Raw genomic sequence first — 23,022 nt, forward strand, 5'->3', positions numbered from 1 at the left:
GTGCGGCCGTGGCCGGTCGAAACGGCTTCTGCGGTGTAGAGGACGTCCATGGGGTTCCTTTCTGGGGACGGTCGGTGGGGGCGGGGCGTCATGCCTGGCGGCGAGGGGCTCCGACGGCGTCGAGGACGGTGTCGGGGTGATCGCGCAGGCTCTTCATCGCCTCGGTCAGCTGGTGCAGCGCATCGATCAGCTCGCGGGCGCTGTCGGCATCCGTCAATCCCGCTCCCGCCGCGATGCAGCGGGGGACGTGCGTCAGCTCGTCGCGCAGGGCGGCACCGTGCTCTGTCACCGCGACGGTGACGATGCGTTCGTCGTCACCGCCGCGGGTGCGGGTGACGTAGCCGGCGGCCTCCATGCGCGCGAGCATCGGCGACAGGGTGCCGGAGTCGAGCTGCAGCGCCTCGCCCAGGCCGCTGACCGTCTGCGGCCCGTCATTCCACAGTGTCACGAGCGCGATGTACTGCGGGTACGTGAGGTTCCACGGTTCGAGCAGGACGCGGTAGGCCTGGGTGGTCGTGCGGTTCGCGGCGTAGAGGGCGAAGCACACGAGCGAGTCGACGGCGGGCATGTCAGAACTATTGCACACAACTGAGTTGTGCACAATCTTGTTACGCGAGCTGAGTGCTCTCGCGGGATGTCAAGCCCTGCCCTCGGCTCGCGAGGACGGCGAGCATGGTCGCATGATCAGCCGGAGCGACGCGAGCGCCACGGGACCCGCGGGATTCCTTCCCGACGGCGACCGCGATCTGCTCGCCATCAACGGGCACCACTTCGACCTCGGTGACGGCATCGCGCCGCTCGGGGGAGACGTCGCCTGAGGCCCGCCACCCGCTGCGCGGAGGACCGGGTCAGTTTCGCGCGTCCGCGTTCTCGTCGTTCTCGTCCAGGGGATGCCGGGTCACCAGAAGTTCGGCGACGCGCCGACGGTCCACGGCGCTGACCTGCAGGGTCGCACCGTCCACCTCGACGGTGTCGCCCACGCGCGCCAAGCGGCCCAGGCGCTCGACGACGAATCCCGCGACGGTGTCCGACGCGCCGCGGGGGAGGGCGACCCCCGTGGCCTCTTCGAAGTCCTGGAGGTTGAGTCGGCCCTCCACCGTTCCGTGCTCGCCCTCGGCGAGCGGCTGCTCCGCGTCGGTGTCGTACTCGTCGAAGATCTCGCCGACGACTTCTTCGACGAGGTCCTCCAGCGTGACGATGCCGTCGGTGCCGCCGTATTCGTCGACCACGACGGCGATGTGGCTGCCCTCCGCGCGCATCGCGGTGAGCGTCGGCAGGACGCGAGCGGTGGACGGGATGTAGCGGATCTCGCGCATGACCGCGGTCAGCGACCGCGCGGTGTCGTCGTACAGGTCGCGCACGTGGACGAACCCGATCACGTCGTCGATCGTCTGCTCGGCCACCGGGTATCGCGAGAACGGCAGGTCGCGCACGCGCTCGCGGGCCTCGGCGATCGTGCCGGCGGCATCCAGGGTCACGACCTCGGGCCGGGGGCGCATGACCTCGCTGACGTGACGGTCGCGCAGGGACAGCACGTCGTCCAGGATGCGGCGCTCGTCGGCGGGGAGGCCTTCGTGGCTCGAGACGATGTCGCGGAGCTCCTCTTCGGTGAGTTCCTCGCCTGTTTTGTTCGGATCACCACCGAGCAGGCGCACCAGCACGTTGGTCGAGATCGACAGCAGCCAGATGACGGGCCGCATGAGGGTCGCGAAACCGTTCAGGACCGGAGCGACGCCGTAGGCGAAGGCGGCGTTGCGCTGGATCGCGAGACGCTTGGGCACGAGTTCGCCCAGCACGAGCGACAGATAGGCGATCACCAGGGTGAGGGCGATGGTGGCGACGGTCGCCGCTGCGGCCGCATCGAGGCCGAGCCCGGTGAACAGGGGGGCGACCGAGGGGGCGATGGAGGAGGCGCCGTAGGCGGCCGAGGCGAAACCCGCGACCGTGACGCCGATCTGCACGGCGGAGAGGAACGTGTTGGGGTTGCGCGCGAGGTCGGCCACCTTGCGGCCGCGCTTGCCACGCGCGGCGAGGGCGTTGACCTGGCTCTCGCGAAGGGTGACCAGCGCCATCTCGGTGGCGGCGAACACCCCGCCGATGAGCACGAATACGACGACCAGGACGATGTTCAGGGCGAGGTCGTTCATCGACGGGCCCCCGTCGTGGTGCCACGCACGCCCGGGGTCACCCGGGCGCGTGCATGATGACCGCCGGTGGAACGCGCTGCATTCATGCGCCGAGTGTAGTGAGCGCGATCCGACGGGCGGCGGCGGGGCGCGGGGCTTGCGCGGCGATGCGGATTCTGCCCGTTCAGCGGATCGAACCGTCGGACCCGGAGACGCGGACGGTGCCGTCGCCTTCGAAATCGATCTTCCATACGGCGCTGCCGTTCTCGCGCTCGAGCGAGGCGCCCTCGATCCGGTCGTCGCCGGGGTTCTGCGCCGCCGCGATACGGAGGGCATCGGCGAGAGTCGTCGTCGCCGCCTCGAGCGCGCGACGATCGTCGGCGTCGATCCCGTCTCCATCGTCCTCGGAGGAGGCGACGGTCGATCCGTCGGCACTCACCCGGACGTCGACCTCCCGGTCGCCGACCGCGACGTGGATCTCCCATCGTCCGTCGTCCACGTCGAGCTCGAACCCGCGGCCCCCCGCGGCGGACTCGGCGGTCGTGACGGCGCGGACGCCCTCGCGATCCGTGAACCCGCCGTCCCCGGCGGACGGGGCGCAGGCGCTGACGACGAGCGTCGCGGCGGCGAGGAGGGCGACGGCGGGGATGCGGGTCGGTGCCATGGCGCGAGGCTACCGAGCGTCGCCCTCTCGTCCGGAACCGTTGCGCCCGGGGGCGCTCGTGTGCTGGCGGGCTTCCGTCGCGCGCCGTTATCAATCCGAGACCGTTCCGTCAACCGAGGGTCGTCGTCCAGGAAGAGCGCGAACCATCTGTGCCATGAGCGAGATCACCGCACACCACGGACTCCTGACCGACATCGATCTGCACGTCGACGACACCGGCGGCAACGGTCGCCCGGTCGTCCTGATCCACGGCTGGCCCCTTTCGGGCGAGTCCTGGGCGCACCAGGTCCCGGCCCTCGAGGCGGCCGGCCACCGTGTCATCACGTACGACCGACGCGGTTTCGGGCGCAGCGACAAGCCGCGCACCGGGTACGACTACGACACCTTCGCCGACGACCTCCAGGCGGTGCTCGAGACGCTCGACCTGCGCGAGGCGACCCTCGTCGGCTTCTCGATGGGCGGCGGAGAGGTCGCGCGCTACCTCACCCGTCACGGCAGCGACCGCGTCCACAGCGTCGTCTTCGCCGCCGCGGTCCCGCCCTACCTGGCTCAGACCGAGGACAACCCCGACGGTCCGCTCGACGACGCGACCGCCGACGGCATGAAGCAGGGGCTGAAGGACGACGAGAAGTCGTTCTACCACCAGTTCACCACCGACTTCTTCTCGGTGAACGGCTCGCTGGCCGTCCCGCAGGAGGAGCAGGCCGAGGCGGAGCGTCTGGCCAACCAGGCCGACCACCACGCGGCGCTGAAGGCCATGGAGGCGTTCGCAACGACCGACTTCCGCGAGGACCTGCCGCACGTGACCGTGCCGGCGCTGATCATCCACGGCGACAGCGACTCGACCGTGCCCTTCGAGGGGTCGGGCAAGCGCACGCACGAGGCGATCGCCGGCAGTGAGCTGCACGTCGTCGCGGGTGCGCCCCACGGCGTGAACGTCAGCCACGCCGACGAGTTCAACCGCGTCCTGATCGACTTCCTGAAGCGCTGAGCCTGCCCGGCCGGGGGCGGCTGGTCCGTCCCCCGGTCAGGTCGGCAGATCGGCCGTCCGGCGTCCGCACTCTCGCCCGCAACCGCGGTGGACGCACGGCCCGCGAATGCCCCGTCCCTGCGACGGGGCATTCGTGCGTTCGCTCTCACCTCGCGGGTGAGTCGCCGGGCGAAGGGACGGACAGGATGCCGCTGCCCGCCCGGCGCGACCGATTCACGGGACGATCGTCGCTCTAGCCTGCGTCCGTGTCCACCCCCGTCCGGCATTCCTCGTCCCGAAGGGCGGCTCGGCAGCGGACGTGGGTCGCGGACGGCGTCGTCGTCGAGGGCTGGGGTGGCGAGCTGCTGGGATGGGCGCTGGCGGGCCTGGGCCTGTCGATCGTCGTCGTCCACGTCATCCCCGATGTCCTGCCGACTCCGACGGCGCCGGCGGCGACCCAGTCGCTCGTCTGGCTCGCCCTCGCCGTGCCGGTGCTCCTCGGGCTGCGGCGGGAGCGACCGCGGGGCCTGCTCGCGGTCCGGTCGATCGACGTGGCCGCCGGTCTGCTCCTCGGCATCCTGCTGCGGCTGGCCGACGGTGCGATCGAGGGGATCGGCGGCGTCCCCGCCGCCTGGCCGGCGTTGGTCACGAGCGACGGGGCGCTCCCCGGCGACTTCTGGGCGCAGGCCGCCGCTGGAACGCTGGTGACGCCCGTCGTGGAGGAGCTGTTCTTCCGCGGGGTCGTGCTCGTCGGCCTGGTGCTCGTGTTGCGGCCGCTCGCCGGCCCGCGCCCCGCGGCCGTCGCTGCGGTCGCCGCGTCCGCGACCCTCTTCGCGGTGGCCCACGCGCTCGCCGCTGCCCGGAGCGGAGCGGATCTGCTGACGCTGGCTCTGCTCGGTCTGGTCGCCGGTGTCCTCACGATGTCGACGGGCCGCATCGCCCCGGCCGTGGTGATGCACCTCGTGTTCAACGCCACGGGATTCGCACTTCTCGTCGTCGGCACCCTGCTCGCGTGAGGACCCGGGCGCGTTTGGCGTTGGCATCCGGATGCCGTAGTCTTGCTCTTTGGTGCCCGCCTCTCTGCGAGCGGGTCGCCCGAACGTGAGCCCTCCACCGGCCCTGTTCTCCCGGCTTCGACGGGGCAACGGACCACCGGAGCGGGATTCACGAACTCCTCCGTTCGATCAAGAAAGCAGCACTACTGTGACGCGCACTTTCACCCCCAAGGCCGCTGAGGTCACGCGCGAGTGGGTCGTTATCGACGCCACCGACGTCGTCCTCGGCCGTCTCGCCTCGCACGCGGCGGTCCTCCTCCGCGGCAAGCACAAGGCCACCTTCGCCAACCACATCGACTCCGGCGACTTCGTCATCGTGATCAACGCCGAAAAGGTGGCGCTCACGGGTCAGAAGCTCTCGCAGAAGAAGGCGTACCGCCACTCGGGCTTCCCGGGCGGCCTCAAGTCCGTCACCTACGACGAACTCCTCGAGAAGAACCCCGTCCGCGCGGTCGAGAAGGCCATCCGCGGCATGCTGCCCAAGAACAGCCTCGGTGCGGCGCAGCTCAAGAAGCTCAAGGTCTACCGCGGCGCCGAGCACCCCCACGGTGCCCAGCAGCCCACGGCATACACCTTCGACCAGGTCGCCCAGTAAGCGCCGCCGGATAAGGACGAAACAGTGTCGAACATCGACTCCAGCAACTACAGCACCGAGACGCCGGCCGAGCAGTCCGCCGTCGCCACCGAGCGCCCCGTGCTCTCGGTTCCCGGCGCAGCCGTGGGCCGTCGCAAGCAGGCCATCGCCCGCGTGCGTCTCGTCCCGGGCTCGGGCACGATCACGGTCAACGGCCGCACGATCGAGGACTACTTCCCCAACAAGCTGCACCAGCAGCTGATCAACGACCCGTTCACGGTCCTCGAGCTCGCCGGCTCGTACGACGTGATCGCGCGTATCTCCGGTGGTGGCCCCTCGGGTCAGGCCGGTGCGCTGCGCCTGGGCATCGCTCGCGCGCTCAACGAGATCGACGCCGAGAACAACCGCCCGACCCTGAAGAAGGCCGGCTTCCTCTCGCGTGACGCTCGCGTCAAGGAGCGCAAGAAGGCCGGTCTCAAGAAGGCCCGCAAGGCGCCTCAGTACTCCAAGCGCTGAGTTCGAACCTCCGTATGCCTCTTTTCGGCACGGACGGGGTGCGGGGGCTGGCCAACGGCCTCCTCACCGCCGAACTCGCGCTGCACCTGGCCCAGGCGACTGCTGTCGTCCTGGGCCAGGGCCGTTCTGCGGAGGCGCGCAAGGCGGAGGGTCGTCGACTGACGGCCGTCGTCGCGCGCGACCCGCGTGTGTCGGGAGAGTTCCTCGCCGCCGCGGTGGCCGCAGGACTCGCCTCCTCCGGCGTCGACGTCCTCGACGCGGGAGTGATCCCGACCCCCGCCACCGCCTTCCTGATCGCCGACCACGACGCCGACTTCGGCGTGATGGTGTCGGCGTCGCACAACCCCGCTCCCGACAACGGCATCAAGATCTTCGCCCGCGGCGGGACCAAGCTTCCCGACGTGGTCGAGCAGCGCATCGAGAGCGCCCTCGAGGGCCAGCGCCTGCAGCCCACGGGCGCCGGCGTCGGACGCATCCGCCGCTTCGCCGACGCCGAGGACCGGTACGTCCTGCACCTCTTGGGGTCGCTGCCGCACCGGCTCGACGGCATCCACGTGGTCCTGGACTGCGCGCACGGCGCGGCCGCCGGGGTCTCGCCCGAGACGTTCCGCGACGCCGGCGCCCAGGTGACGGTCATCGGCGCCGAACCCGACGGACTCAACATCAACGACGGGGTGGGGTCGACGCACCTCGACGTCCTGGCCGAGGCGGTCGTCCGTCTCGGTGCCGACGTCGGCATCGCGCACGACGGCGACGCCGACCGGTGCCTCGCGGTCGATGCGGACGGGAACGTCGTGGACGGCGATCAGATCATGGCGATCCTCGCCGTCGCGATGAAGGAGCGCGGCGCGCTCGCGGACGACACGCTCGTGGCGACGGTGATGAGCAACCTCGGTCTGCACCGCGCGATGCAGACCCACGGCATCCGTGTCCTTCAGACCGCCGTCGGCGACCGCTACGTCCTCGAGGCGATGAACGAGGGCGGGTACTCGCTGGGTGGCGAGCAGTCCGGTCACGTGATCATGAGCGAGTTCGCCACGACCGGCGACGGCCTGCTGACGGGACTGCACCTGGTGGCCGAGATGGCCCGGCAGGAGAAGACCCTCGCCGAACTCGCGTCCATCATGACCGTCTACCCGCAGGTTCTCGTGAACGTGCGCGGCGTCGACCGCGACGGCGTCGCGGACGCGGGCGTGCAGGAGGCCGTGGCCGCCTCGACCGCCGCCCTCGGCGACTCCGGCCGGGTGCTGCTGCGCGCGTCGGGGACCGAGCCGCTCGTGCGCGTCATGGTCGAGGCCGCCGACGAGCACACGGCGCGCACGCACGCCGACACGCTCGCCGCGGTGGTGCGCGACCGCCTGGCCCTGTAAGCACGACGTCGCCCGATGGGCTCAGCGACCTCCGTTCCGGCGGGGCGCTGGGCCCGTCGTCGTCAGTACTCGAGCGACTCGATGTAGCGCAGCAGCACGCCCTCGCGCAGGGCCCAGGGTGAGACCTCGAGCTCCTCGACCTCCATCGCCTTCATCGCGCGTTCGACCACCACGGCCGCCGCGACGATCTGGAACGTGCGGTCGGCGGTGATGCCGGGCAGTGCTTCGCGCGCATCGGCCGGGATCCGTGCGAGGCGCGGGATCCAGTCCTTCAACTCGCGACGCGGCAGCACCATGCGGTCGATGCCGGACCAGCCCGGCACCGGGTACCCGGCCAGCTTCGCGAGCGAGCGGATGGCCTTGGACGACCCGATCACGTGGTCGGGGCGGGGGAGGGCTGAGAAGCGCTCGGCCACGGGGGCGAGGACGGATGCCGCGTGCCGGCGCAGCGCATCGATCTCGTCCTCGGCAGGGGGATCGTGCGGCAGGAACCGCACCGTGGACCGTCCCGCGCCGAGGGGGACGGACTCGGCCAGATCGGGCAGCTCGTCCGCCCCGCCGGCGATCTCGAGCGAGCCGCCGCCGATGTCGAACAGCAGGATCTGCCCCGCCGACCAGCCGAACCATCGGCGGACCGCCAGGTAGGTCAGCCGCGCCTCGGTCTCGCCTCCGAGCACCTGCAGCGGCTGACCCAGCGTCTGTTCGATGAGGGCGATGACCGCCTCGCCGTTCGTGGCCTCGCGCACGGCCGAGGTCGCGGTGGCGAGCAGTTCGTCGACCCCCTCGGCGCGGGCGCGGTCGCGGGCAGCGGTGACGGCATCCACGAGTCCGCGCACTCCCTCGCGGGAGATCGACCCGTCCGGTTCGAGGTAGCGCATGAGGCGCAGGACCGACCGGTGCGAGCTCGTCGCCGTGGGGCGCCCGCCCGCGCGGGCGTTCGCGACCAGCAGGTGGACGGTGTTCGAGCCGATGTCGAGGACTCCCAGGCGCACGCTCCGAGCGTAGCGAAAGGCGCGGCGGCGGGGCGGTCCGGGCCCCGCGGGTAGCATGAGCGGGTGTCCGCCGCCGAGACAGCCGTTCCTGCACCGTCGCTGAGCCCCTACCGCCAGATCGGCCGCGACGACTGGGCCCGCCTCGCCGGGGGGATCCAGCAGCCTCTCACCGAGAACGAGATCGTGCAGCTGCGCGGGATCGGCGACCGCCTCGATCCGCGCGAGGTCGCGGAGGTCTACCTGCCCCTCAGTCGGCTGCTCAGTCTCTACGCGCGGGCGACGCGCCGCCTGGGCGCCGATACGAGCGCGTTCCTGGGCGAACAGGATGCCACGACTCCCTTCGTCATCGGGGTCGCCGGGTCCGTGGCGGTGGGCAAGTCCACCATCGCGCGCCTGCTGCGCGAGCTGATGAGCCGCTGGCCGGACACCCCGCGGGTCGAGCTGGTGACCACCGACGGGTTCCTGTACCCCAACGCCGAGCTGGAGCGGCGGGGACTCATGGAGCGCAAGGGCTTCCCCGAGTCGTACGACCGTCGGGCGCTCGTGGAGTTCCTCAGCACGGTCAAATCGGGCGCCGACGAGGCGCGCGCTCCGTTCTACTCCCACGTGCGGTACGACATCATCCCCGATGCCCACGTCACCGTGCACCGGCCGGACGTCGTGATCGTCGAGGGGCTGAACGTGCTGCAAACGCCGCCGTCGCCGAACGAGGTCGCGGTGAGCGACCTGTTCGACTTCTCGATCTACGTCGATGCCGACGCGGCGCACATCGAGCGCTGGTACGTCGACCGCTTCCTCGCGCTGCGCGACAACGCGTTCACCAACCCGACGTCGTTCTTCCGCGTGTTCGCCGACATCAGCGACCAAGAAGCGGTGGAGCGGGCCCTGGGGTACTGGCGCGAGATCAACCTGCCGAACCTCGAGGAGAACGTGCTGCCGACCCGGCACCGCGCCAAGCTGGTGCTGCAGAAGGGCGCCGACCACACGGTCGAGTCGGTGCTGCTGCGCAAGCTCTGAGCTTCGCACGCGACGCGCGGCCCACGGCGTTCCGCCCGTCCCCTGCGCCCGTCGCAGGACGTTCAGCCCCGCCACGTAGACTCGACGACTATGTGCGGAATCATCGGTTACGTGGGTCCTCGGCAGAGCCAGGACATCCTTCTCGCGGGGCTGTCGCGTCTGGAATACCGCGGTTACGACTCCGCGGGGATCGCCGTGATCGACGGCGACGGCGAGCTCGGTATGCGCAAGCGCGCGGGCAAGCTCGCGGTCCTGCGTGACGACCTCGAGGCCTCGCCGATGCCGAACGGCACGACCGGGATCGGTCACACCCGATGGGCGACGCACGGCGGCCCGACCGACGCCAACGCGCACCCGCACCTGGCCGACGACGACAAGCTCGCCGTCATCCACAACGGCATCATCGAGAACTTCGCCGAACTCAAGAGCGAGCTCGTGGGAGAGGGCGTGGCCTTCCGCAGCGAGACCGACACCGAGGTCGCCGCGGCGATGATCGGTCGCGAGTACGCCCGCACGGGCGACCTGGTCGCGGCCTTCCGCGCCGTCGTGTCGCGGCTCGAGGGGGCGTACACGCTCCTCGCGATGCACCAGGACCACCCGGGCCTGGTCGTCGGCGCCCGCCGCAACTCGCCGCTGGTGATCGGCCTGGGCGAGGGGGAGAACTTCCTGGGCTCCGACGTCGCCGCGTTCGTCGAGCACACCCGCAACGCCCTCGCGATCGGCCAGGACGAGATCGTCGCGATCACGCCCGACGGCGTCGAGGTCACGGACTTCTCGGGCGCTCCCGTCGAGGTCGAGGCGTTCGAGGTGACCTGGGACGCCTCGGCGGCCGAGAAGGGCGGATGGTCGTCCTTCATGGCCAAGGAGGTGTCGGAGGAGCCCGAGGCCGTCGCCAACACCATCCGCGGCCGCATCCACGAGGGGCGCGTCGAGATCCCCGAGCTCGACGGCATGGACGACTTCCTCGCCGACATCGACCGCATCCTGGTGATCGCGTGCGGGACGGCGGCGTACGCCGGCATGGTGGGCAAGTACGCCCTCGAGACGTGGACGCGTGTGCCCGTCGACGTCGAGCTCGCCCACGAGTTCCGCTACCGCGACCCCGTGCTCACCGCGCGCACCCTGGTCGTGTCGATCAGCCAGTCCGGCGAGACCATGGACACCCTCATGGCCGTCAAGTACGCCCGCTCCCGCGGCGCGAAGACCCTGTCGATCTGCAACACGCAGGGCGCCACGATCCCGCGCGAGTCCGACGCGATCGTCTACACGCACGCCGGCCCCGAGGTCGCCGTGGCCTCGACGAAGGCGTTCGTGGCGCAGATCACCGCGCTGTACCTGCTCGCCCTGCACGTGGGTCGCGTCCGCGGCGCCGTCGACCCGGTCGTCGCCGTCGAGGCCGTGACCGAGCTCGAGGCCGTGCCCGGCAAGATCGCCCGCGTGCTCGAGACCGAGCAGTCGCGGATCGCGCAGCTCGCGCACTGGATGGCCGACACCCGTTCGGTGCTGTTCCTCGGCCGCAACGTCGGGTACCCCATCGCGCTCGAGGGGGCGCTGAAGCTCAAGGAGCTGGCGTACATCCACGCCGAGGGCTTCGCCGCCGGGGAGCTCAAGCACGGCCCCATCGCGCTGATCGAGCCCGGTCAGCCGGTGTTCGTCGTCGTGCCGAGCCCGCGCGGCTCGGGCGAGATGCACAAGAAGGTCGTCTCGAACATCGAGGAGATCCGCGCCCGCGGCGCCCGCGTGATCGCGATCGCCGAAGAGGGCGACGTCGCCGTCCTCCCCGCCGCCGACGAGGTGCTGCGCATCCCGCTGGCCGCGCCCCTGTTCGAGCCGCTGCTGGCCGTCGTGCCGCTGCACATCTTCGCGATGGGCCTGGCCGAGGCGAAGGGTCTCGACGTCGACCAGCCGCGCAACCTCGCGAAGTCGGTGACGGTCGAGTAAGCGCCCGCCGCTTCCCACGGGGTCGGATGCCACGGCATCCGGCCCCGTCGTCGTCCACGGCGCGGGCCGTCGATGTCCGCGGGCACCGGCAGAATGGAGAGGATGCCGGAGGAGGGCCCATGATCGTCGGAATCGGCGTCGACCTGGTCGACGTTCCGCGGTTCGCGCAGCACCTCGCTCGCACGCCGCGCCTGCTGCCGCGGCTGTTCGCCCCGGGGGAGCGGGTGCTCACGCCGCGCTCGCTCGCCGCCCGCTACGCGGCGAAAGAAGCGCTCATCAAGGCCCTGGGCGGGTCGGACGGCGTGTACTGGACCGACATCGAGGTCACCTCCGAACCCTCGGGCCGGCCCGTCTTCGCGCTGAGCGGCGAGACCGCGACGACGGTGGCCGCGCGCGGCATCACCGCTCTGCACCTGTCGATGTCGCACGATGCGGGTCTGGCCACGGCGTACGTGATCGCCGAGGCGCAGGTGCCGGCGGCATCCGTCCCGATCCGAGAGGAGTCCGCATGAGGATGGCATCCGGAGTGCTGCGCGAGGCGATCGTCGACGTCGACGCGATCGCCGAGAACGTCCGACACCTTCGCCGTCTGACCGCGTCCGAGGTCATCGCCGTCGTCAAGGCCGACGGCTACGGGCACGGGGCTCATCGCGCTGCGGTCGCCGCGCTGCGGGGCGGGGCCGCGCGCATCGGTGTGTCGGACATCGACGAGGCCCTCGCGCTGCGACGTCAGGGCATCCGGGCGCCGCTGTTCGCCTGGCTGCACGCCCCGGGCGTCTCGTTCGCCGAGGCCGTGCACCACGACATCGAGCTCGGCATCTCGGACCTCGACCAGTTGCTGCGCGCCGGAGCCGCCGCCGGCGATCGACCCGCCGCGGTGCACCTCAAGATCGAGACGGGGCTCTCGCGCAACGGCATCGCGCCCGCCGACTGGCGCCAGGTGTTCTCGGAGGCGGCGCGGCTCGAGCGCATCGGGCGGGTGCGCGTGGTCGGGCTGTTCTCGCACCTGTCCAACACGAGCCCCGACGACGACCGCGCGGCTCTCGCGCGCTTCGAGGAGGGGGTCGTCATCGCCGCCTCCGCCGGAGTGAACCCGCCGCTGCGTCACATCGCCGCCACGAACGCCGCGATCGCCCTGCCCGAGGCGCGCCTGGGCTGCGTGCGCATCGGCATCGGGCTGTACGGCGTCTCACCCTTCGACGACCGCTCCGCCGCCGACCTGGGCCTGCGGCCGGCGATGACCCTCCGTGGTGCCGTCGCCGCCGTGCGTCGCGTACCGGCCGGGACGGGGGTGTCGTACGGCTACGACTACCGCACGGCCCGTGACACGACGCTCGCGCTCATCCCCCTGGGCTACGCCGACGGCGTGCCCCGGCAGGCGTCGGGGCGCGGCCCGGTGTCGATCGACGGCCGCCGCTTCACGGTCGCGGGTCGCATCGCGATGGACCAGTTCGTCGTCGACGTGGGCGATCATCCCGTCGCGGTGGGCGATGAGGCCGTCCTCTTCGGCGACCCGACGCTGGGCGTGCCGTCGGCACGCGAGTGGGCGGATGCCGCCGACACCATCGACTACGAGATCGTCACGCGCGTGGGTGCGCGCGTGCCCCGACGAGAGGGGGGAGCATGAGCGTTCCCGACGACCTGCTCGGTGAGCGCGTCATCGACGGGCCGGCAGACATGGAAGAACTCGGTCGCGTGATCGGCGCGGCCCTGGCGCCCGGCGACGTGGTGGTGCTGACCGGACCGCTCGGCGCCGGCAAGACGACGCTGACCCGCGGGATCGGTGAGGGACTCGGCATCCGCGGGCCCGTCCAGAGCCCCACGTTCGTCATCGCGCGCACGCACCCCTCGCTCGTCGGAGGGACGCCCCTCGTCCACGTCGACGCGTACCGCCTCGGCGCGGCCGTCGAGCTGGACGACCTCGACATCGACGTCGCCGGGTCGGCGGTCATCGTCGAGTGGGGGCGGGGCGTCGCCGAGCACCTCGCCGACAGCTGGTGGGAGGTCGAGATCTCCCGTCAGACCGGGGGGCGCGGAGTCGACAACGCGTGCGGTGAGATCGCGGTGCACACCGTCGAACTCGACGCCGACGCCCCGCGCACGGTCACGATCTCGCGTCGTCCCTGAACCGACGACCGGTGCGCGGGCGGGTCCGGGCGTCCTGCCCCGCCCGCCCCGGGGCGCGATCGGCGGCCCACACCTCGCGCAGCGCACGCAGGGTCTGCTCGGGCTGTTCGACGTGGGCGAAGTGCCCGCTGTCGGCCAGCACCCGGTCGTCGTAGTCGCGCATCAGGCGCGCCCACTCCCGCGCGTCGCGGGTCGCCACGAAGACGTCGTGCTCTCCGCGCACAGAGCGCACCGGGCAGGCGATGCGGCGCCAGACACCGTCGTCGTGGGAGCGCGACGCCCTCGCCGCGGCGAGGAAGGACGAGGGACGGATCTCGTCGGCGAGCGCGTCGGTCACCGCGCGGTCGACGCCGTCGGGGTGGCGGAACAGGGGGCGCGCGAGCGCGTGCAACGCCCCCGTGCGCCGCAGCGCCCGCAGCAGCGGCCGGGCCGCGGGGCCGAGCACCTGCAGGATGCGCATCGCCCCGACCATCCCCGCCAGCCACGGCAGGCGCAGACCGCCGGACACCGGGCGTCGGGTGACCGCGCGCGCCCCGGCTCCGCTGGGAGAGACGACGCCGACGGCCACGGTCTCGCGGGGGAACCGCGCCGCGACATCGAGGGCGATCACTCCGCCGAGGGAATGGCCCACGATCCGCCACCGCGGATACCCGAGAGCCCGGGCGACCGCTGCGATCGCCACCGCGAGCTCGGCCGGATCGGGGACCGGCCCGGGCGTCTCGCCCCAGCCGGGCAGGTCGATCGCGACGATGTCCGACAACGGAAGGCGCAGCCGGTCCGACGCCGCGATGAGCTGTCGCCAGGTCCGCCACGACCCCGCGGCCCCGTGCAGAAGGACCGTCGCCACGGGACTGCCCGACGCCCGGCCCGCACGCACGACGATCGGCCCCACCCCCGTGGGCACGACGACGCGGCGCAGGCCGAGGTCGGTGGCATCCATGCCTCTTCTTCGGAGCGGGAGGGGTGGACGGATGCCGCGGCGGGGCGCCGACTACCCTGGAAGCGTGATCATCGGCATCGACACCTCGGTCGGCACCGCCGTCGCGGCGATCGCGCGCGACGGGGAGGTGCGCGCGGACGAGCAGAGCTCGAACCCGCTCGGCCACGCCGAGGTCATCGGCGACCTGCTGCGTCGCGCCTCGGTCGCCGCCCCGACGCCTACGCACGTCGCGATCGGCATGGGCCCGGGGCCGTTCACCGGTCTGCGGGTGGGCATCGCGACGGCGCGCGTCTACGCCCTCGGCAGGGGCGTGCCCGTGCTCCCGGTGCCCAGCCACGACGGCGTGGCCCTGGGGCTGCTGCTGTCGGACGCCGTGATCGGCGCCGAGACGGGACGCTTCGCCGTCGTCACCGACGCACGCCGCCGGGAGTTCGCCTACAGCGTCTACGACGGGCTCGACGACGACGGACTGCCGATCCGCGTGACCGACGCCGCGCTGAGCCCCCGCGACGACCTCGACGCGACCCTCGAAGCGGTCGGCGCGCGCCGCTACGACGCGACGAGCGTGTCGGCCGCGATGATCGCGCTCGCCGCCGCCCGGGCCCTCGACGCCGGTCGCACCCTCGCCGGCGCCGAGCCGCTCTACCTGCGCAGCCCCGACGTCGTCGCGGCGCACGCGCCGAAGCGGGTCAGCTGATGACCACGCGCGCCGCCACCCCCGCCGACCTCGACGCCATCATGGCCCTCGAGCACGCCTCGTTCCCCACCGACGCCTGGAGCCCCGCGATGATGCGCGAGGAGCTGTCGTCGCCGCACGGCTTCTACGTCGTGGTCGAAGAGGCGGGGCGCCTCATCGGCTACGCCGGTCTGCGCGCGGTGCGCGGGGCTCGGGATGCCGACATCCAGACGATCACGATCTCCGAGGCCGCGCGCGGACGCGGGCGCGGGCGGGCGCTGCTCGGCACCCTGCTCGACGAGGCCGCCCGTCGCGCGGTGCACGACGTCTTCCTCGAGGTGCGCGCCGACAACCCGGTGGCCCAGGCCCTGTACGCCTCCGAGGGTTTCGCCGAGGTGGGGCGCCGCCCGCGCTATTACCAGCCCGACGATGTGGACGCGATCGTCATGCAGCTCGATCTGCGCGGGTGGGCTGCCCGGCGGCTCGACGCCGCGACCGGCGCCGATGCACGTGGCCCCCTCCCCGCGGGCCCGACCGACGGAAAGGGATGGTGCTGATGGACGCGCCCCTCGTGCTCGGCATCGAGACCAGCTGCGACGAGACCGGCATCGGGATCGTCCGCGGCCGGCAGCTGCTCAGCAACACCATCGCCTCGAGCATGGACGAGCACGCCCGCTACGGCGGCGTCGTCCCCGAGGTCGCCGCGCGCGCCCACCTCGAGGCGCTGCAGCCCTCGATCGACGCGGCGCTCGCCGAGGCGGGCGTCACGCTCGCCGACCTCGACGCGGTCGCGGTGACCAGCGGTCCGGGGCTCGCCGGGGCGCTGATGGTCGGGGTCGGCGCGGCCAAGGGCCTCGCCGTCGCGCTCGACAAGCCGCTCTATGCCGTCAACCATCTGGTGGGCCACATCGCGGCCGACATCCTGGATGCCGACGCCGGCGACCTCGAATACCCCACGGTCGCCCTGCTGGTCAGCGGGGGCCACACCTCGTTGCTGCTCGTACGCGACCTGACGAGCGACGTCGAACTGCTCGGCGAGACGATGGACGACGCCGCCGGCGAGGCATTCGACAAGGTCGCGCGGTTGCTGCAGCTGCCCTACCCCGGCGGACCCGAGATCGACCGCGCGGCCGCGGACGGGGACCCGACGGCGATCCGCTTCCCGCGGGGGCTCTCGCGGGCGTCGGACATGGCATCCCACCGCTACGACTTCTCGTTCTCGGGTCTGAAGACCGCCGTGGCCCGGTGGGTCGAGCAGCACGAGGCCACGGGACAGCCCGTTCCGGTCGCCGACGTCGCGGCGTCGTTCCGCGAGGCGGTCGTCGACGTGCTCGTGACGAAGGCCCTCGACGCGTGCGCGCGGTACGGGGTGCCGCGGCTGCTGCTCGGTGGCGGCGTGATCGCGAATAAGCGCCTGCGCGACGTCGCGCTCGAGCGGGCGGAGGCGGCCGGGGTCTCAGTTCGCATCCCCCCGCTGCGGTTGTGCACCGACAACGGCGCCATGATCGCCGCGCTCGCCGCGGAGCTGATCTCGTCGGGCCGGCGCCCCTCGACCCTCGCGTTCGGCGCCGACTCGACGCTGCCCGTCACCGAGATCCAGGTGGCCGAGGACCCGGATGCCGAGGCTCCCCGAGCGCGCTCCGGCGGCGCCGCGTGAGCGAACCGCTGCCCACACGGCGCACCCGCAAAGAGGCGGCGACGCCGCCGGTGCCCACCCTGCCGGCGCCGGAGGCCGCCGCCCTCGCCGCCGCCCTGCCCGAGGCGCCGGCATCTGCCGACGCGTCCGACCCCGAACGTCTGCCGACCGCGCAGCTCGAGATGGCCGCGTTCGGCGACCATGTCATCCCCTACGTGCCGCCCGAGCCCCCGCGCCCGCGCTCGTTCGCGCCGTGGGCGCTCGCCGTGGCGATCCTCGCTCTGCTGGCGGCCCTGTTCACCGGGTGGCTGGTACCGCTCGGTGTCGTCGCGGTGGTGCTCGCGCTCGTGTCGCTGCGCCGTCCGCACGACAGTCGCACCGTCGGCGCGTGGGCGCTCGCGCTGGGGCTGCTGTCGGTGGTGTTCAGCGCCGGATGGCTGATCTGGGGCTTCTCGCAGCTCGCGGTGGTCTGAGCCGTCAGACGCGGTCGGCCAGCAGCGCGAGGCGCTTCGACCCGACACGGGTGAGCAGCAGCGTCGCCGCTTCGTCCCCGCGCAACGACAGCTTCTTGCGCAGGACCGCGGGGTCGACGTCGACGCCGCGCTTCTTGATCTCGAGTGTGCCGATCCCGCGCGCCCGCAGCGCCTGGGCGAGCTTCTTCGCGTCGGCGGGCAGCTGCTCGCGCACCCGGAACGACGACACGAACGGACTGGTCAACGCCGTGTCCGAGGTGAGGTAGGCGATCCCGGGGCTGAGCATGCCGGCATCCAGCGCCCTCGCCACCTCTCCGATCAGCCGGGCCCGGATGACGGCGCCGTCGGGCTCGTGCACGAACGCGCCGAGCTCGCGGGGCTCGGCGTCGGGGGTGTCGGCCGGGGCGGTGAGCTCCCACGCCTCTCCGCCGCGCACGACGAGCGCCGCGCGGCGGACGTCCGGGCGCGCGAGCGCCCCCGACCACAGCACCAGCTCGATCGTCGCCCCGTCGGCGCTGATCCACTGGGCCTCGACGTCACCGGGGATCTGCGCGCGGTCGAAGCCCGGGCCGAGCTTCACGCCGCCGGGCACCCGCGAGATCAGGTCGAAGACCCACTCGAGCGACGGCGACCACTCGCTCGACGCCACCTGCCGCGTCTCGGAGTGACCGGCCGTCCGGCGCGCGGGGTCGAGCCAGACGGCATCCATCCCGCTCAGATCCACCTCTTCGGCGCGCGCGTGCTGCACGGTCGCCGCGTCGGCGAAGGGAGCGAGGTTGTACGCCGCGATCGCGGCGGTCACCTCGTCGGCGTCGACCGCGTGCACCCGGATACCGAGTCCGGCCAGGCCCAGGGCATCGCCGCCGATGCCGCAGCCGAGGTCGGCGACCCGCTCGAGACCGGCGTCACGGAAGCGTCCCGCGTGCCGCGCGGCGATCGGCAGGCGCGTGGCCTGCTCGAGACCCGCGCGGGTGAAGAGCATCCGCTCGGCGAACGCGCCGAACTTCGACGCGGCCCGCACGCGCAGGCGCGCCTGCCCCACCACGGCGGACACGAGCGCGGGGGAGTGCCCCGCCGCACGCAACCGCGACACGGCGCGCGCCGCGTCGTCGGTCGACTCGATGGGCCCCACTTCGTCGAGCAGGCGGAGCCCCTCGGGGGTCAGCAGGGCGGTGAGCTCGGCGGTGTCCACTCGTCCAGCCTAGGCGGGAGGGGATGCCGTGCCCCGGCGCCGGGGGTCGGCATCCACCCCCCTGGTGGGGGAACACAAACCCCGTACCTCCCCCCTCCCCCCGGATGAAACCCCGGGGTACCCCGAAAGCGATACCGGGGGTCCCCCCGATGTCGGAAACGCGGGCCGTTCCTAATCTCGGAACTACGAACAGCACCTGCGGGCCGCGGCCCGAGAAATGGGATGGGAAAAATGCCTACCACTGGCGACATCAACAACTCGCTCAACACGGTCATCGCGGACTCGCTCAACGAGGTCAACGAGGACAACTCGGTCAACACCGACCTGGGCGCCACCGACTCCTTCAACGAGACGAACAACGAGACGGTCACCAACGAGTCGACCGTCGACGTCGACGGCTCGTTCAACGAGGACTCCAACAACGAGTCCACCGTCATCACCGACTCGGGCAACGACAACTCGGACAACTCCGACAACTCGGTCGACCTGGACTGGACCGAGGGTTCGTACAACGAGTACACCGACGCTTCGACCACCGACAACTCGGTCAACGCGGGTGTGCGCGAGTACAACACGGGCATCTGGGGCGGCGCGGGCTCGTCCTCGGCCGCCGCTGCCGGCTCGGGTCACACCGAGATCTGGAGCAACTCCACCATCCTCGACCAGTCGGTCAACCAGAACATCGCCGCCGACGGCGCCGTGGGCCAGGCCTTCGGCAACTCGGCCGTCGCGGCCTCTGGCGAGGGCTCGATCGCGGCCGGCGGCGACGTCGACTGGAGCTACGACGTCGACCAGTCGACCAACATCATCGCCGGTGGCGACATCAACATCGGCAACGAGACCACGGTCACCACGGTCGTCGACTCGTACAACGAGTACAACCTCGACTACTCGTACACCGACGAGTCCACCGTCATCGACGTCACCGACTCGTTCAACGACTTCTCGGAGAACTACTCGGCCGACGGCTCGTTCAACACCTCCGAGGTGTTCGACAGCGAGACCACGATCGACATCGACTACACCGAGGTCGTCGACAGCTTCAACACCGCTGACCTCAACCTGCCCCTGGCCTAAGCCTCTTCAAGAAATAAGGAACGAACATCATGGTGTGGAACATCGGTGACGTGGACGACTCGGGCAACGAGGGTTGGGTCAACGTCGGCAACCAGTCGACGACGAACAACAGCAACAACCTGGCCGTCGACCTGAACAACGTCGGCAACGTCGACAACACGTTCGAAGAGACCAACACGTCCGACACGACCGTCGTCGACTCCGGCAACGTCGGTTCGGGCAACACGGACTGGGACATCGACGGCTCGTACAACGACAACTCCGACAACTCGGACAACTCGGTGGACGCGGTCGTCACGATCGACTCCGGCAACACCTACCTGGACGAGTCCTTCGAGGACAACTCGACCAATGCCGGTGTCCGTGCGTACAACACGGGCTTCGAGGGCTTCGGCGGCTTCGGCGGCGGCAACGCCTCGATCTACAGCCAGGCCACGATCCTCGACCAGTCGGTCAACCAGAACATCCTCGGTGGCGACGTCACCCAGGGCTTCGCCAACAGCGCCGTCTCGGCGTCGGGCGAGGGTTCGGTCGCCGCGGGCGGCGATGTCTCGATCTCGCGTTCGCTGGACGCGTCGACGAACTTCGACGCCGAGGGTGACATCAACATCAACAACACCACGGAGCTGACCTCGTACGACAACGTGGGCAACACGACCGACATCTCGGTCGACCTCACCGACGCGTCGCAGGACTGGACGATCGACAACTCGTACAACGACGCGTCGACGAACGTCGACCTGACGGACTCGTTCAACGACGACTTCAGCTCGACCGAGTCGCAGGACTGGACCATCAACGCCGACGTCATCTGGGGTTCCGGCAACTCCGAGGTCGTCGACGTGCAGCTCCCCGACGCCGACCTCGACGCCTGAGGGTAGTCATCACTACTGACGACAGCGTCTGAACGGTAGCCCTGGGCGGGATTTCCCGCCCGGGGCTATCGTCGTCCCCAGAACCCTTCGACGCCGAAGAGGCGTCGGCATCTACCGAGAGGTGCCCTGCGTGTCCGCACCGGCCCAGCCCACCACGTCCCCCGCCGCTCCCGCCGACGCGCAGAACCCGCCGCCGTCGCCGGCCGAGCTGGCCGCCCTGGTGGAGCGTGCGCGCCGGTTCTCGGCGGCCGTGGGCCGCGAGGACCTCGCCGAGAAGCTGGGCAACACCCGGTCGCGCCTGCAGGACCCGCACGTGCGGGTCGTCATCGTCGGTCAGTTCAAGCAGGGCAAGAGCAAGCTGGTCAACGCCCTGATCAACGCTCCCGCGTGCGCCGTCGACGACGACATCGCCACGTCGGTCCCCACCTCGGTCGGCTACGCCGAAGAGCCCTCCGCCACGGTGCTGGTGCGCCGCGAGAGCGGAGAGGCGCACGAGATCCGCCGCGTCGACATCCCCTTCGAGCGCCTCTCGGACTACGTCACCGCGCGCGCGGACGGCGAGCAGGAAGGTGACGTCGTCGGCGCCGAGGTGCTGCTGCCCCGCGAGATCCTCAAGGGGGGCCTGCGCATCGTCGACTCTCCCGGCGTCGGGGGACTCGAGTCCACACGGTCGCTCGCGACGCTCGCGGCATTGACGACCGCGCACGCTGTACTGCTCGTCTCGGACGCCTCGCAGGAGTACACCGAGCCCGAGATCCAGTTCCTGCGTCACGCGATGCGCATCTCGCCCAACGTCGCCGCGGTGCTGTCGAAGACCGACCTGTACCCGCAGTGGCGGGACATCCAGCGCGTCGACGAGAAGCACCTGAACGAATTGGGCGTCGACATCGACGACGTGCCGGTGTTCGCCGTCTCGAGCGACCTGCGTCTGCTCGCCGCCGAGCAGCAGGACCGCGAGCTCAACGACGAGTCCGGGTTCCCCGAGCTCGTCGCGCACCTGCGCCGCGACGTCCTGGGCAAGGCCGAGGAGATCAACCGCAAGGGCGCGGTGCACGACCTCATGACCGTGGCCGATCAGCTATCGCTGACGGTGAAGACCGAGTTGAACGCCCTCGAGCACCCCGAGGACACCCCGGGCATGATCGCGCGACTCGAGGATGCCAAGGCCAAGGCCGACGATTTCCGCAGCCGCACGAGCCGGTGGCAGGTGACGCTGTCCGACGGTATCGCCGACCTCATCTCGGACACCGAGCACGACCTGCGCGACCGCCTGCGCAAGGTGCAGCGCGAGGGCGAGGCCGCGATCGACGAGGGCGACCCGGGTCCCATCTGGGACCAGATCGCGGAGTGGGTCGATCAGCGCGTGAACGCCGCCGTGTCCGAGACGTTCGTCTGGACAAACGAGCGCTCGCAGTGGCTCGCCGAGCAGGTCGCCGACGAGTTCCGCATGGGTGAGGAGTCGATCCCCCTCATCGACGTCGCCGGCACCGACGGCCTGCTCGACCCGGTCGAGGAGCTCCAGCACCTCGACGACGGCAAGATGGGCGCGGCCGAGAAGATCTACATCGGCGTGCGCGGCTCGTACGGCGGTGTGCTGATGGTGGGTCTGGCGACCAGCATCGTCGGGCTCTCGCTCATCAACCCGCTGTCGCTCCTGGCCGGTGTGCTGGTGGGCCGCCGCGCGTTCCGCGAGGACATGTCGTCGCGTCTGCTGCGCCGCCAGAACGAGGCGAAGAACCTGTTGCGCCGCCACATCGAGGACACCGTCTTCCAGGTGGGCAAGCAGCTCAAGGACCGCCTGCGCATCGTGCAGCGCACGGCGCGCGACCACTTCGGCTCGATCGCCGACGAGCTGCACCGCTCGCTCAGCGACTCGGTCCTCGTGGCCAAGCAGGCCGCGGCCAGCTACACCGCCGACCGCGACAAGCGCATCCAGCAGCTGCACGCGCAGCTGCGCGACATCGAGGCGCTGCGCGGCCGCATCCCCGCCGCCGAGCTCTCGTCCGGCCGCCCCGCGCGCGCGGCGGTCACCCGATGAGCGCCGGTCTTCCCGAGGTCGCCCGCATCGTCGACGACGCCCTCGGCGTGTACGCCGACGATGCCGCCGCCGTCGAGGTGCTCGAATCGTTCCGTTCACGTCTGCGCGAGCCCCTGCGCCTCGCCGTGGCGGGGATCGTCAAGGCGGGTAAATCGACCCTGCTGAACGCCCTGATCGGCGAGCGCATCGCTCCCACCGACGCGGGGGAGTGCACCCGCACGATCACCTGGTACCGCTACGGCTCGACCGCCCGCGTCGACCTGCGCCTGCACGACGGGCGGCGCATCTCGCGCCCCGTGCGCCGCGACGAGGGGCGCCTGGTGCTCGACATGGGCGGCTACACCGCCGAAGAGGTGGCGTGGATCGACGTGGCGTGGCCGAGCGAGAGCCTGCGCTCCACGGTGCTGATCGACACCCCCGGCATCGCCTCGCTGACGACGGAGAACTCCGCCCGGTCGACGGACTTCTTCATCCCGAAGGACACCCCCACGGCCGCGGATGCCATCATCTACCTGCTGCGTCACGTGCACGCCGAGGACCTCAAGTTCCTCGAGGCGTTCCGCGACACGGCCGCGGGCGAGTCGCAGACGGTCAACGCCCTCGCCGCGCTCTCGCGCGCCGACGAGATCGGCTCGGGCCGGATCGACTCGCTTTTGTCGGCCGCGAAGATCGCCGACCGCTACCGCCGTGACGGGGAGCTGCGCTCATTGGCGCTCGACGTCGTCCCGGTCGCGGGTCTGCTCGCCGAGGGCGGGCGGACGCT

At 71.4% G+C, this 23,022-nt stretch carries 25 protein-coding genes; 19 read left to right on the forward strand and 6 right to left on the reverse strand.

The features are described from left to right. Positions 1 to 88: 88 nt before the first annotated feature. Positions 89 to 568, reverse strand: coding sequence for a MarR family winged helix-turn-helix transcriptional regulator (locus QZ433_RS13820; RefSeq protein ID WP_295784548.1), 480 nt, complete (start codon positions 566 to 568; stop codon positions 89 to 91). Between the two features lie 112 nt (positions 569 to 680). On the opposite strand from QZ433_RS13820, the gene QZ433_RS13825 reads away from it, so the two are divergent. Then, a complete protein-coding gene (locus QZ433_RS13825) occupies positions 681 to 818 on the forward strand; it encodes a hypothetical protein (protein ID WP_295784551.1) in 138 nt (45 codons plus the stop codon). 30 nt (positions 819 to 848) lie between these two features. Here the strand turns inward: QZ433_RS13825 and QZ433_RS13830 are convergent, their stop codons facing one another. Both QZ433_RS13830 and QZ433_RS13835 read right to left on the reverse strand, forming a co-directional pair. Further along, the gene (locus QZ433_RS13830; RefSeq protein ID WP_295784553.1) at positions 849 to 2,147 is read right to left on the reverse strand and encodes a hemolysin family protein; all 1,299 of its coding nucleotides are present in this window, start codon (positions 2,145 to 2,147) and stop codon (positions 849 to 851) included. 163 nt (positions 2,148 to 2,310) lie between these two features. After that, complete coding sequence (locus tag QZ433_RS13835) at positions 2,311 to 2,790, reverse strand: PepSY domain-containing protein (RefSeq protein ID WP_295784555.1); 480 nt, start codon at positions 2,788 to 2,790, stop codon at positions 2,311 to 2,313. A 154-nt stretch (positions 2,791 to 2,944) separates the two neighbouring features. On the opposite strand from QZ433_RS13835, the gene QZ433_RS13840 reads away from it, so the two are divergent. The 5 genes from QZ433_RS13840 to glmM all read left to right on the forward strand — a co-directional run bounded on the left by QZ433_RS13840 (position 2,945) and on the right by glmM (position 7,275). Continuing rightward, positions 2,945 to 3,781 carry an alpha/beta hydrolase gene (locus QZ433_RS13840; protein ID WP_295784557.1) on the forward strand — a complete coding sequence of 279 codons (837 nt, stop codon included), beginning with the start codon at positions 2,945 to 2,947 and terminating at the stop codon, positions 3,779 to 3,781. Between the two features lie 245 nt (positions 3,782 to 4,026). After that, positions 4,027 to 4,776, forward strand: a complete 750-nt coding sequence (locus QZ433_RS13845) for a CPBP family glutamic-type intramembrane protease (protein WP_295784559.1) — start codon at positions 4,027 to 4,029, stop codon at positions 4,774 to 4,776. 187 nt (positions 4,777 to 4,963) lie between these two features. After that, complete coding sequence (gene rplM / locus QZ433_RS13850) at positions 4,964 to 5,410, forward strand: 50S ribosomal protein L13 (RefSeq protein WP_058624377.1); 447 nt, start codon at positions 4,964 to 4,966, stop codon at positions 5,408 to 5,410. Between the two features lie 33 nt (positions 5,411 to 5,443). Beyond that, entirely contained in the window at positions 5,444 to 5,905 is a 462-nt protein-coding gene (rpsI, locus tag QZ433_RS13855) for a 30S ribosomal protein S9 (protein ID WP_270352606.1), read from the forward strand. A gap of 14 nt (positions 5,906 to 5,919) precedes the next feature. Continuing rightward, positions 5,920 to 7,275: a phosphoglucosamine mutase gene (gene glmM, locus QZ433_RS13860; RefSeq protein ID WP_295784563.1), complete on the forward strand. Its 1,356-nt coding sequence runs from the start codon at positions 5,920 to 5,922 to the stop codon at positions 7,273 to 7,275. A 62-nt stretch (positions 7,276 to 7,337) separates the two neighbouring features. Here glmM and QZ433_RS13865 read toward each other — a convergent pair whose 3' ends face one another. Next, entirely contained in the window at positions 7,338 to 8,267 is a 930-nt protein-coding gene (locus QZ433_RS13865) for a Ppx/GppA family phosphatase (protein WP_295784566.1), read from the reverse strand. Between the two features lie 63 nt (positions 8,268 to 8,330). On the opposite strand from QZ433_RS13865, the gene coaA reads away from it, so the two are divergent. The 5 genes from coaA to tsaE all read left to right on the forward strand — a co-directional run bounded on the left by coaA (position 8,331) and on the right by tsaE (position 13,352). Next, on the forward strand, positions 8,331 to 9,284 hold the full coding sequence (coaA, locus tag QZ433_RS13870; RefSeq protein ID WP_295784567.1) for a type I pantothenate kinase: 954 nt from the start codon (positions 8,331 to 8,333) through the stop codon (positions 9,282 to 9,284). Between the two features lie 90 nt (positions 9,285 to 9,374). Next, a complete protein-coding gene (gene glmS / locus QZ433_RS13875) occupies positions 9,375 to 11,225 on the forward strand; it encodes a glutamine--fructose-6-phosphate transaminase (isomerizing) (protein WP_295784569.1) in 1,851 nt (616 codons plus the stop codon). A 119-nt stretch (positions 11,226 to 11,344) separates the two neighbouring features. Next, entirely contained in the window at positions 11,345 to 11,737 is a 393-nt protein-coding gene (locus QZ433_RS13880; RefSeq protein WP_295784571.1) for a holo-ACP synthase, read from the forward strand. Further along, positions 11,734 to 12,852, forward strand: coding sequence for an alanine racemase (alr, locus tag QZ433_RS13885; protein ID WP_295784573.1), 1,119 nt, complete (start codon positions 11,734 to 11,736; stop codon positions 12,850 to 12,852). Before QZ433_RS13880 ends, alr begins: the two co-directional genes overlap by 4 nt. After that, positions 12,849 to 13,352, forward strand: coding sequence for a tRNA (adenosine(37)-N6)-threonylcarbamoyltransferase complex ATPase subunit type 1 TsaE (tsaE, locus tag QZ433_RS13890; protein ID WP_295784575.1), 504 nt, complete (start codon positions 12,849 to 12,851; stop codon positions 13,350 to 13,352). The genes alr and tsaE overlap by 4 nt, the downstream gene beginning before the upstream one ends. Here the strand turns inward: tsaE and QZ433_RS13895 are convergent. Then, positions 13,330 to 14,292: an alpha/beta hydrolase gene (locus QZ433_RS13895; protein ID WP_295784576.1), complete on the reverse strand. Its 963-nt coding sequence runs from the start codon at positions 14,290 to 14,292 to the stop codon at positions 13,330 to 13,332. The genes tsaE and QZ433_RS13895 overlap by 23 nt on opposite strands. A gap of 64 nt (positions 14,293 to 14,356) precedes the next feature. Between QZ433_RS13895 and tsaB the strand changes: the two genes are divergently transcribed. The 4 genes from tsaB to QZ433_RS13915 are packed head-to-tail and all read left to right on the forward strand — an operon-like array spanning position 14,357 to position 17,077. Next, positions 14,357 to 14,989, forward strand: coding sequence for a tRNA (adenosine(37)-N6)-threonylcarbamoyltransferase complex dimerization subunit type 1 TsaB (tsaB, locus tag QZ433_RS13900; protein ID WP_295784578.1), 633 nt, complete (start codon positions 14,357 to 14,359; stop codon positions 14,987 to 14,989). Beyond that, on the forward strand, positions 14,989 to 15,525 hold the full coding sequence (gene rimI, locus QZ433_RS13905) for a ribosomal protein S18-alanine N-acetyltransferase (protein ID WP_295784580.1): 537 nt from the start codon (positions 14,989 to 14,991) through the stop codon (positions 15,523 to 15,525). Before tsaB ends, rimI begins: the two co-directional genes overlap by 1 nt. Beyond that, a complete protein-coding gene (tsaD, locus tag QZ433_RS13910; RefSeq protein WP_295784582.1) occupies positions 15,525 to 16,625 on the forward strand; it encodes a tRNA (adenosine(37)-N6)-threonylcarbamoyltransferase complex transferase subunit TsaD in 1,101 nt (366 codons plus the stop codon). Before rimI ends, tsaD begins: the two co-directional genes overlap by 1 nt. Continuing rightward, positions 16,622 to 17,077: a hypothetical protein gene (locus QZ433_RS13915; protein ID WP_295784585.1), complete on the forward strand. Its 456-nt coding sequence runs from the start codon at positions 16,622 to 16,624 to the stop codon at positions 17,075 to 17,077. Before tsaD ends, QZ433_RS13915 begins: the two co-directional genes overlap by 4 nt. A 4-nt stretch (positions 17,078 to 17,081) precedes the next feature. Here the strand turns inward: QZ433_RS13915 and QZ433_RS13920 are convergent, their stop codons facing one another. After that, positions 17,082 to 18,269: an SAM-dependent methyltransferase gene (locus QZ433_RS13920; protein ID WP_295784587.1), complete on the reverse strand. Its 1,188-nt coding sequence runs from the start codon at positions 18,267 to 18,269 to the stop codon at positions 17,082 to 17,084. 231 nt (positions 18,270 to 18,500) lie between these two features. Here QZ433_RS13920 and QZ433_RS13925 point away from each other — a divergent pair, with 231 nt between their 5' ends. From QZ433_RS13925 to QZ433_RS13940, 4 genes are all read left to right on the forward strand, one after another. Further along, positions 18,501 to 19,346 carry a hypothetical protein gene (locus tag QZ433_RS13925; protein ID WP_295784589.1) on the forward strand — a complete coding sequence of 282 codons (846 nt, stop codon included), beginning with the start codon at positions 18,501 to 18,503 and terminating at the stop codon, positions 19,344 to 19,346. 29 nt (positions 19,347 to 19,375) lie between these two features. Beyond that, positions 19,376 to 20,221 (forward strand): hypothetical protein, encoded by an 846-nt coding sequence (locus tag QZ433_RS13930; RefSeq protein WP_295784591.1) that lies wholly within the window; start codon positions 19,376 to 19,378, stop codon positions 20,219 to 20,221. Positions 20,222 to 20,351: 130 nt separating this feature from the next. Further along, a complete protein-coding gene (locus tag QZ433_RS13935; RefSeq protein ID WP_295784593.1) occupies positions 20,352 to 22,259 on the forward strand; it encodes a dynamin family protein in 1,908 nt (635 codons plus the stop codon). After that, the coding region (locus QZ433_RS13940; RefSeq protein WP_295784595.1) for a dynamin family protein at positions 22,256 to 23,022 on the forward strand (767 nt) is incomplete at its 3' end. The genes QZ433_RS13935 and QZ433_RS13940, both read left to right, overlap by 4 nt.

The organism is uncultured Microbacterium sp. (assembly GCF_913776565.1).
Taxonomy (GTDB): domain Bacteria; phylum Actinomycetota; class Actinomycetes; order Actinomycetales; family Microbacteriaceae; genus Microbacterium.

Bases quoted from the DNA above. Each gene is read 5' to 3' on its own strand.
- QZ433_RS13830 (WP_295784553.1), bottom strand. From the start codon at position 2,147: ATGAACGACCTCGCCCTGAACATCGTCCTGGTCGTCGTATTCGTGCTC.
- alr (WP_295784573.1), top strand. From the start codon at position 11,734: ATGAGGATGGCATCCGGAGTGCTGCGCGAGGCGATCGTCGACGTCGAC.
- QZ433_RS13880 (WP_295784571.1), top strand. From the start codon at position 11,345: ATGATCGTCGGAATCGGCGTCGACCTGGTCGACGTTCCGCGGTTCGCG.
- glmS (WP_295784569.1), top strand. From the start codon at position 9,375: ATGTGCGGAATCATCGGTTACGTGGGTCCTCGGCAGAGCCAGGACATC.
- glmM (WP_295784563.1), top strand. From the start codon at position 5,920: ATGCCTCTTTTCGGCACGGACGGGGTGCGGGGGCTGGCCAACGGCCTC.
- rimI (WP_295784580.1), top strand. From the start codon at position 14,989: ATGACCACGCGCGCCGCCACCCCCGCCGACCTCGACGCCATCATGGCC.
- QZ433_RS13925 (WP_295784589.1), top strand. From the start codon at position 18,501: ATGCCTACCACTGGCGACATCAACAACTCGCTCAACACGGTCATCGCG.
- QZ433_RS13840 (WP_295784557.1), top strand. From the start codon at position 2,945: ATGAGCGAGATCACCGCACACCACGGACTCCTGACCGACATCGATCTG.
- QZ433_RS13835 (WP_295784555.1), bottom strand. From the start codon at position 2,790: ATGGCACCGACCCGCATCCCCGCCGTCGCCCTCCTCGCCGCCGCGACG.
- QZ433_RS13820 (WP_295784548.1), bottom strand. From the start codon at position 568: ATGCCCGCCGTCGACTCGCTCGTGTGCTTCGCCCTCTACGCCGCGAAC.
- tsaE (WP_295784575.1), top strand. From the start codon at position 12,849: ATGAGCGTTCCCGACGACCTGCTCGGTGAGCGCGTCATCGACGGGCCG.
- tsaD (WP_295784582.1), top strand. From the start codon at position 15,525: ATGGACGCGCCCCTCGTGCTCGGCATCGAGACCAGCTGCGACGAGACC.
- QZ433_RS13895 (WP_295784576.1), bottom strand. From the start codon at position 14,292: ATGGATGCCACCGACCTCGGCCTGCGCCGCGTCGTCGTGCCCACGGGG.
- QZ433_RS13930 (WP_295784591.1), top strand. From the start codon at position 19,376: ATGGTGTGGAACATCGGTGACGTGGACGACTCGGGCAACGAGGGTTGG.
- QZ433_RS13825 (WP_295784551.1), top strand. From the start codon at position 681: ATGATCAGCCGGAGCGACGCGAGCGCCACGGGACCCGCGGGATTCCTT.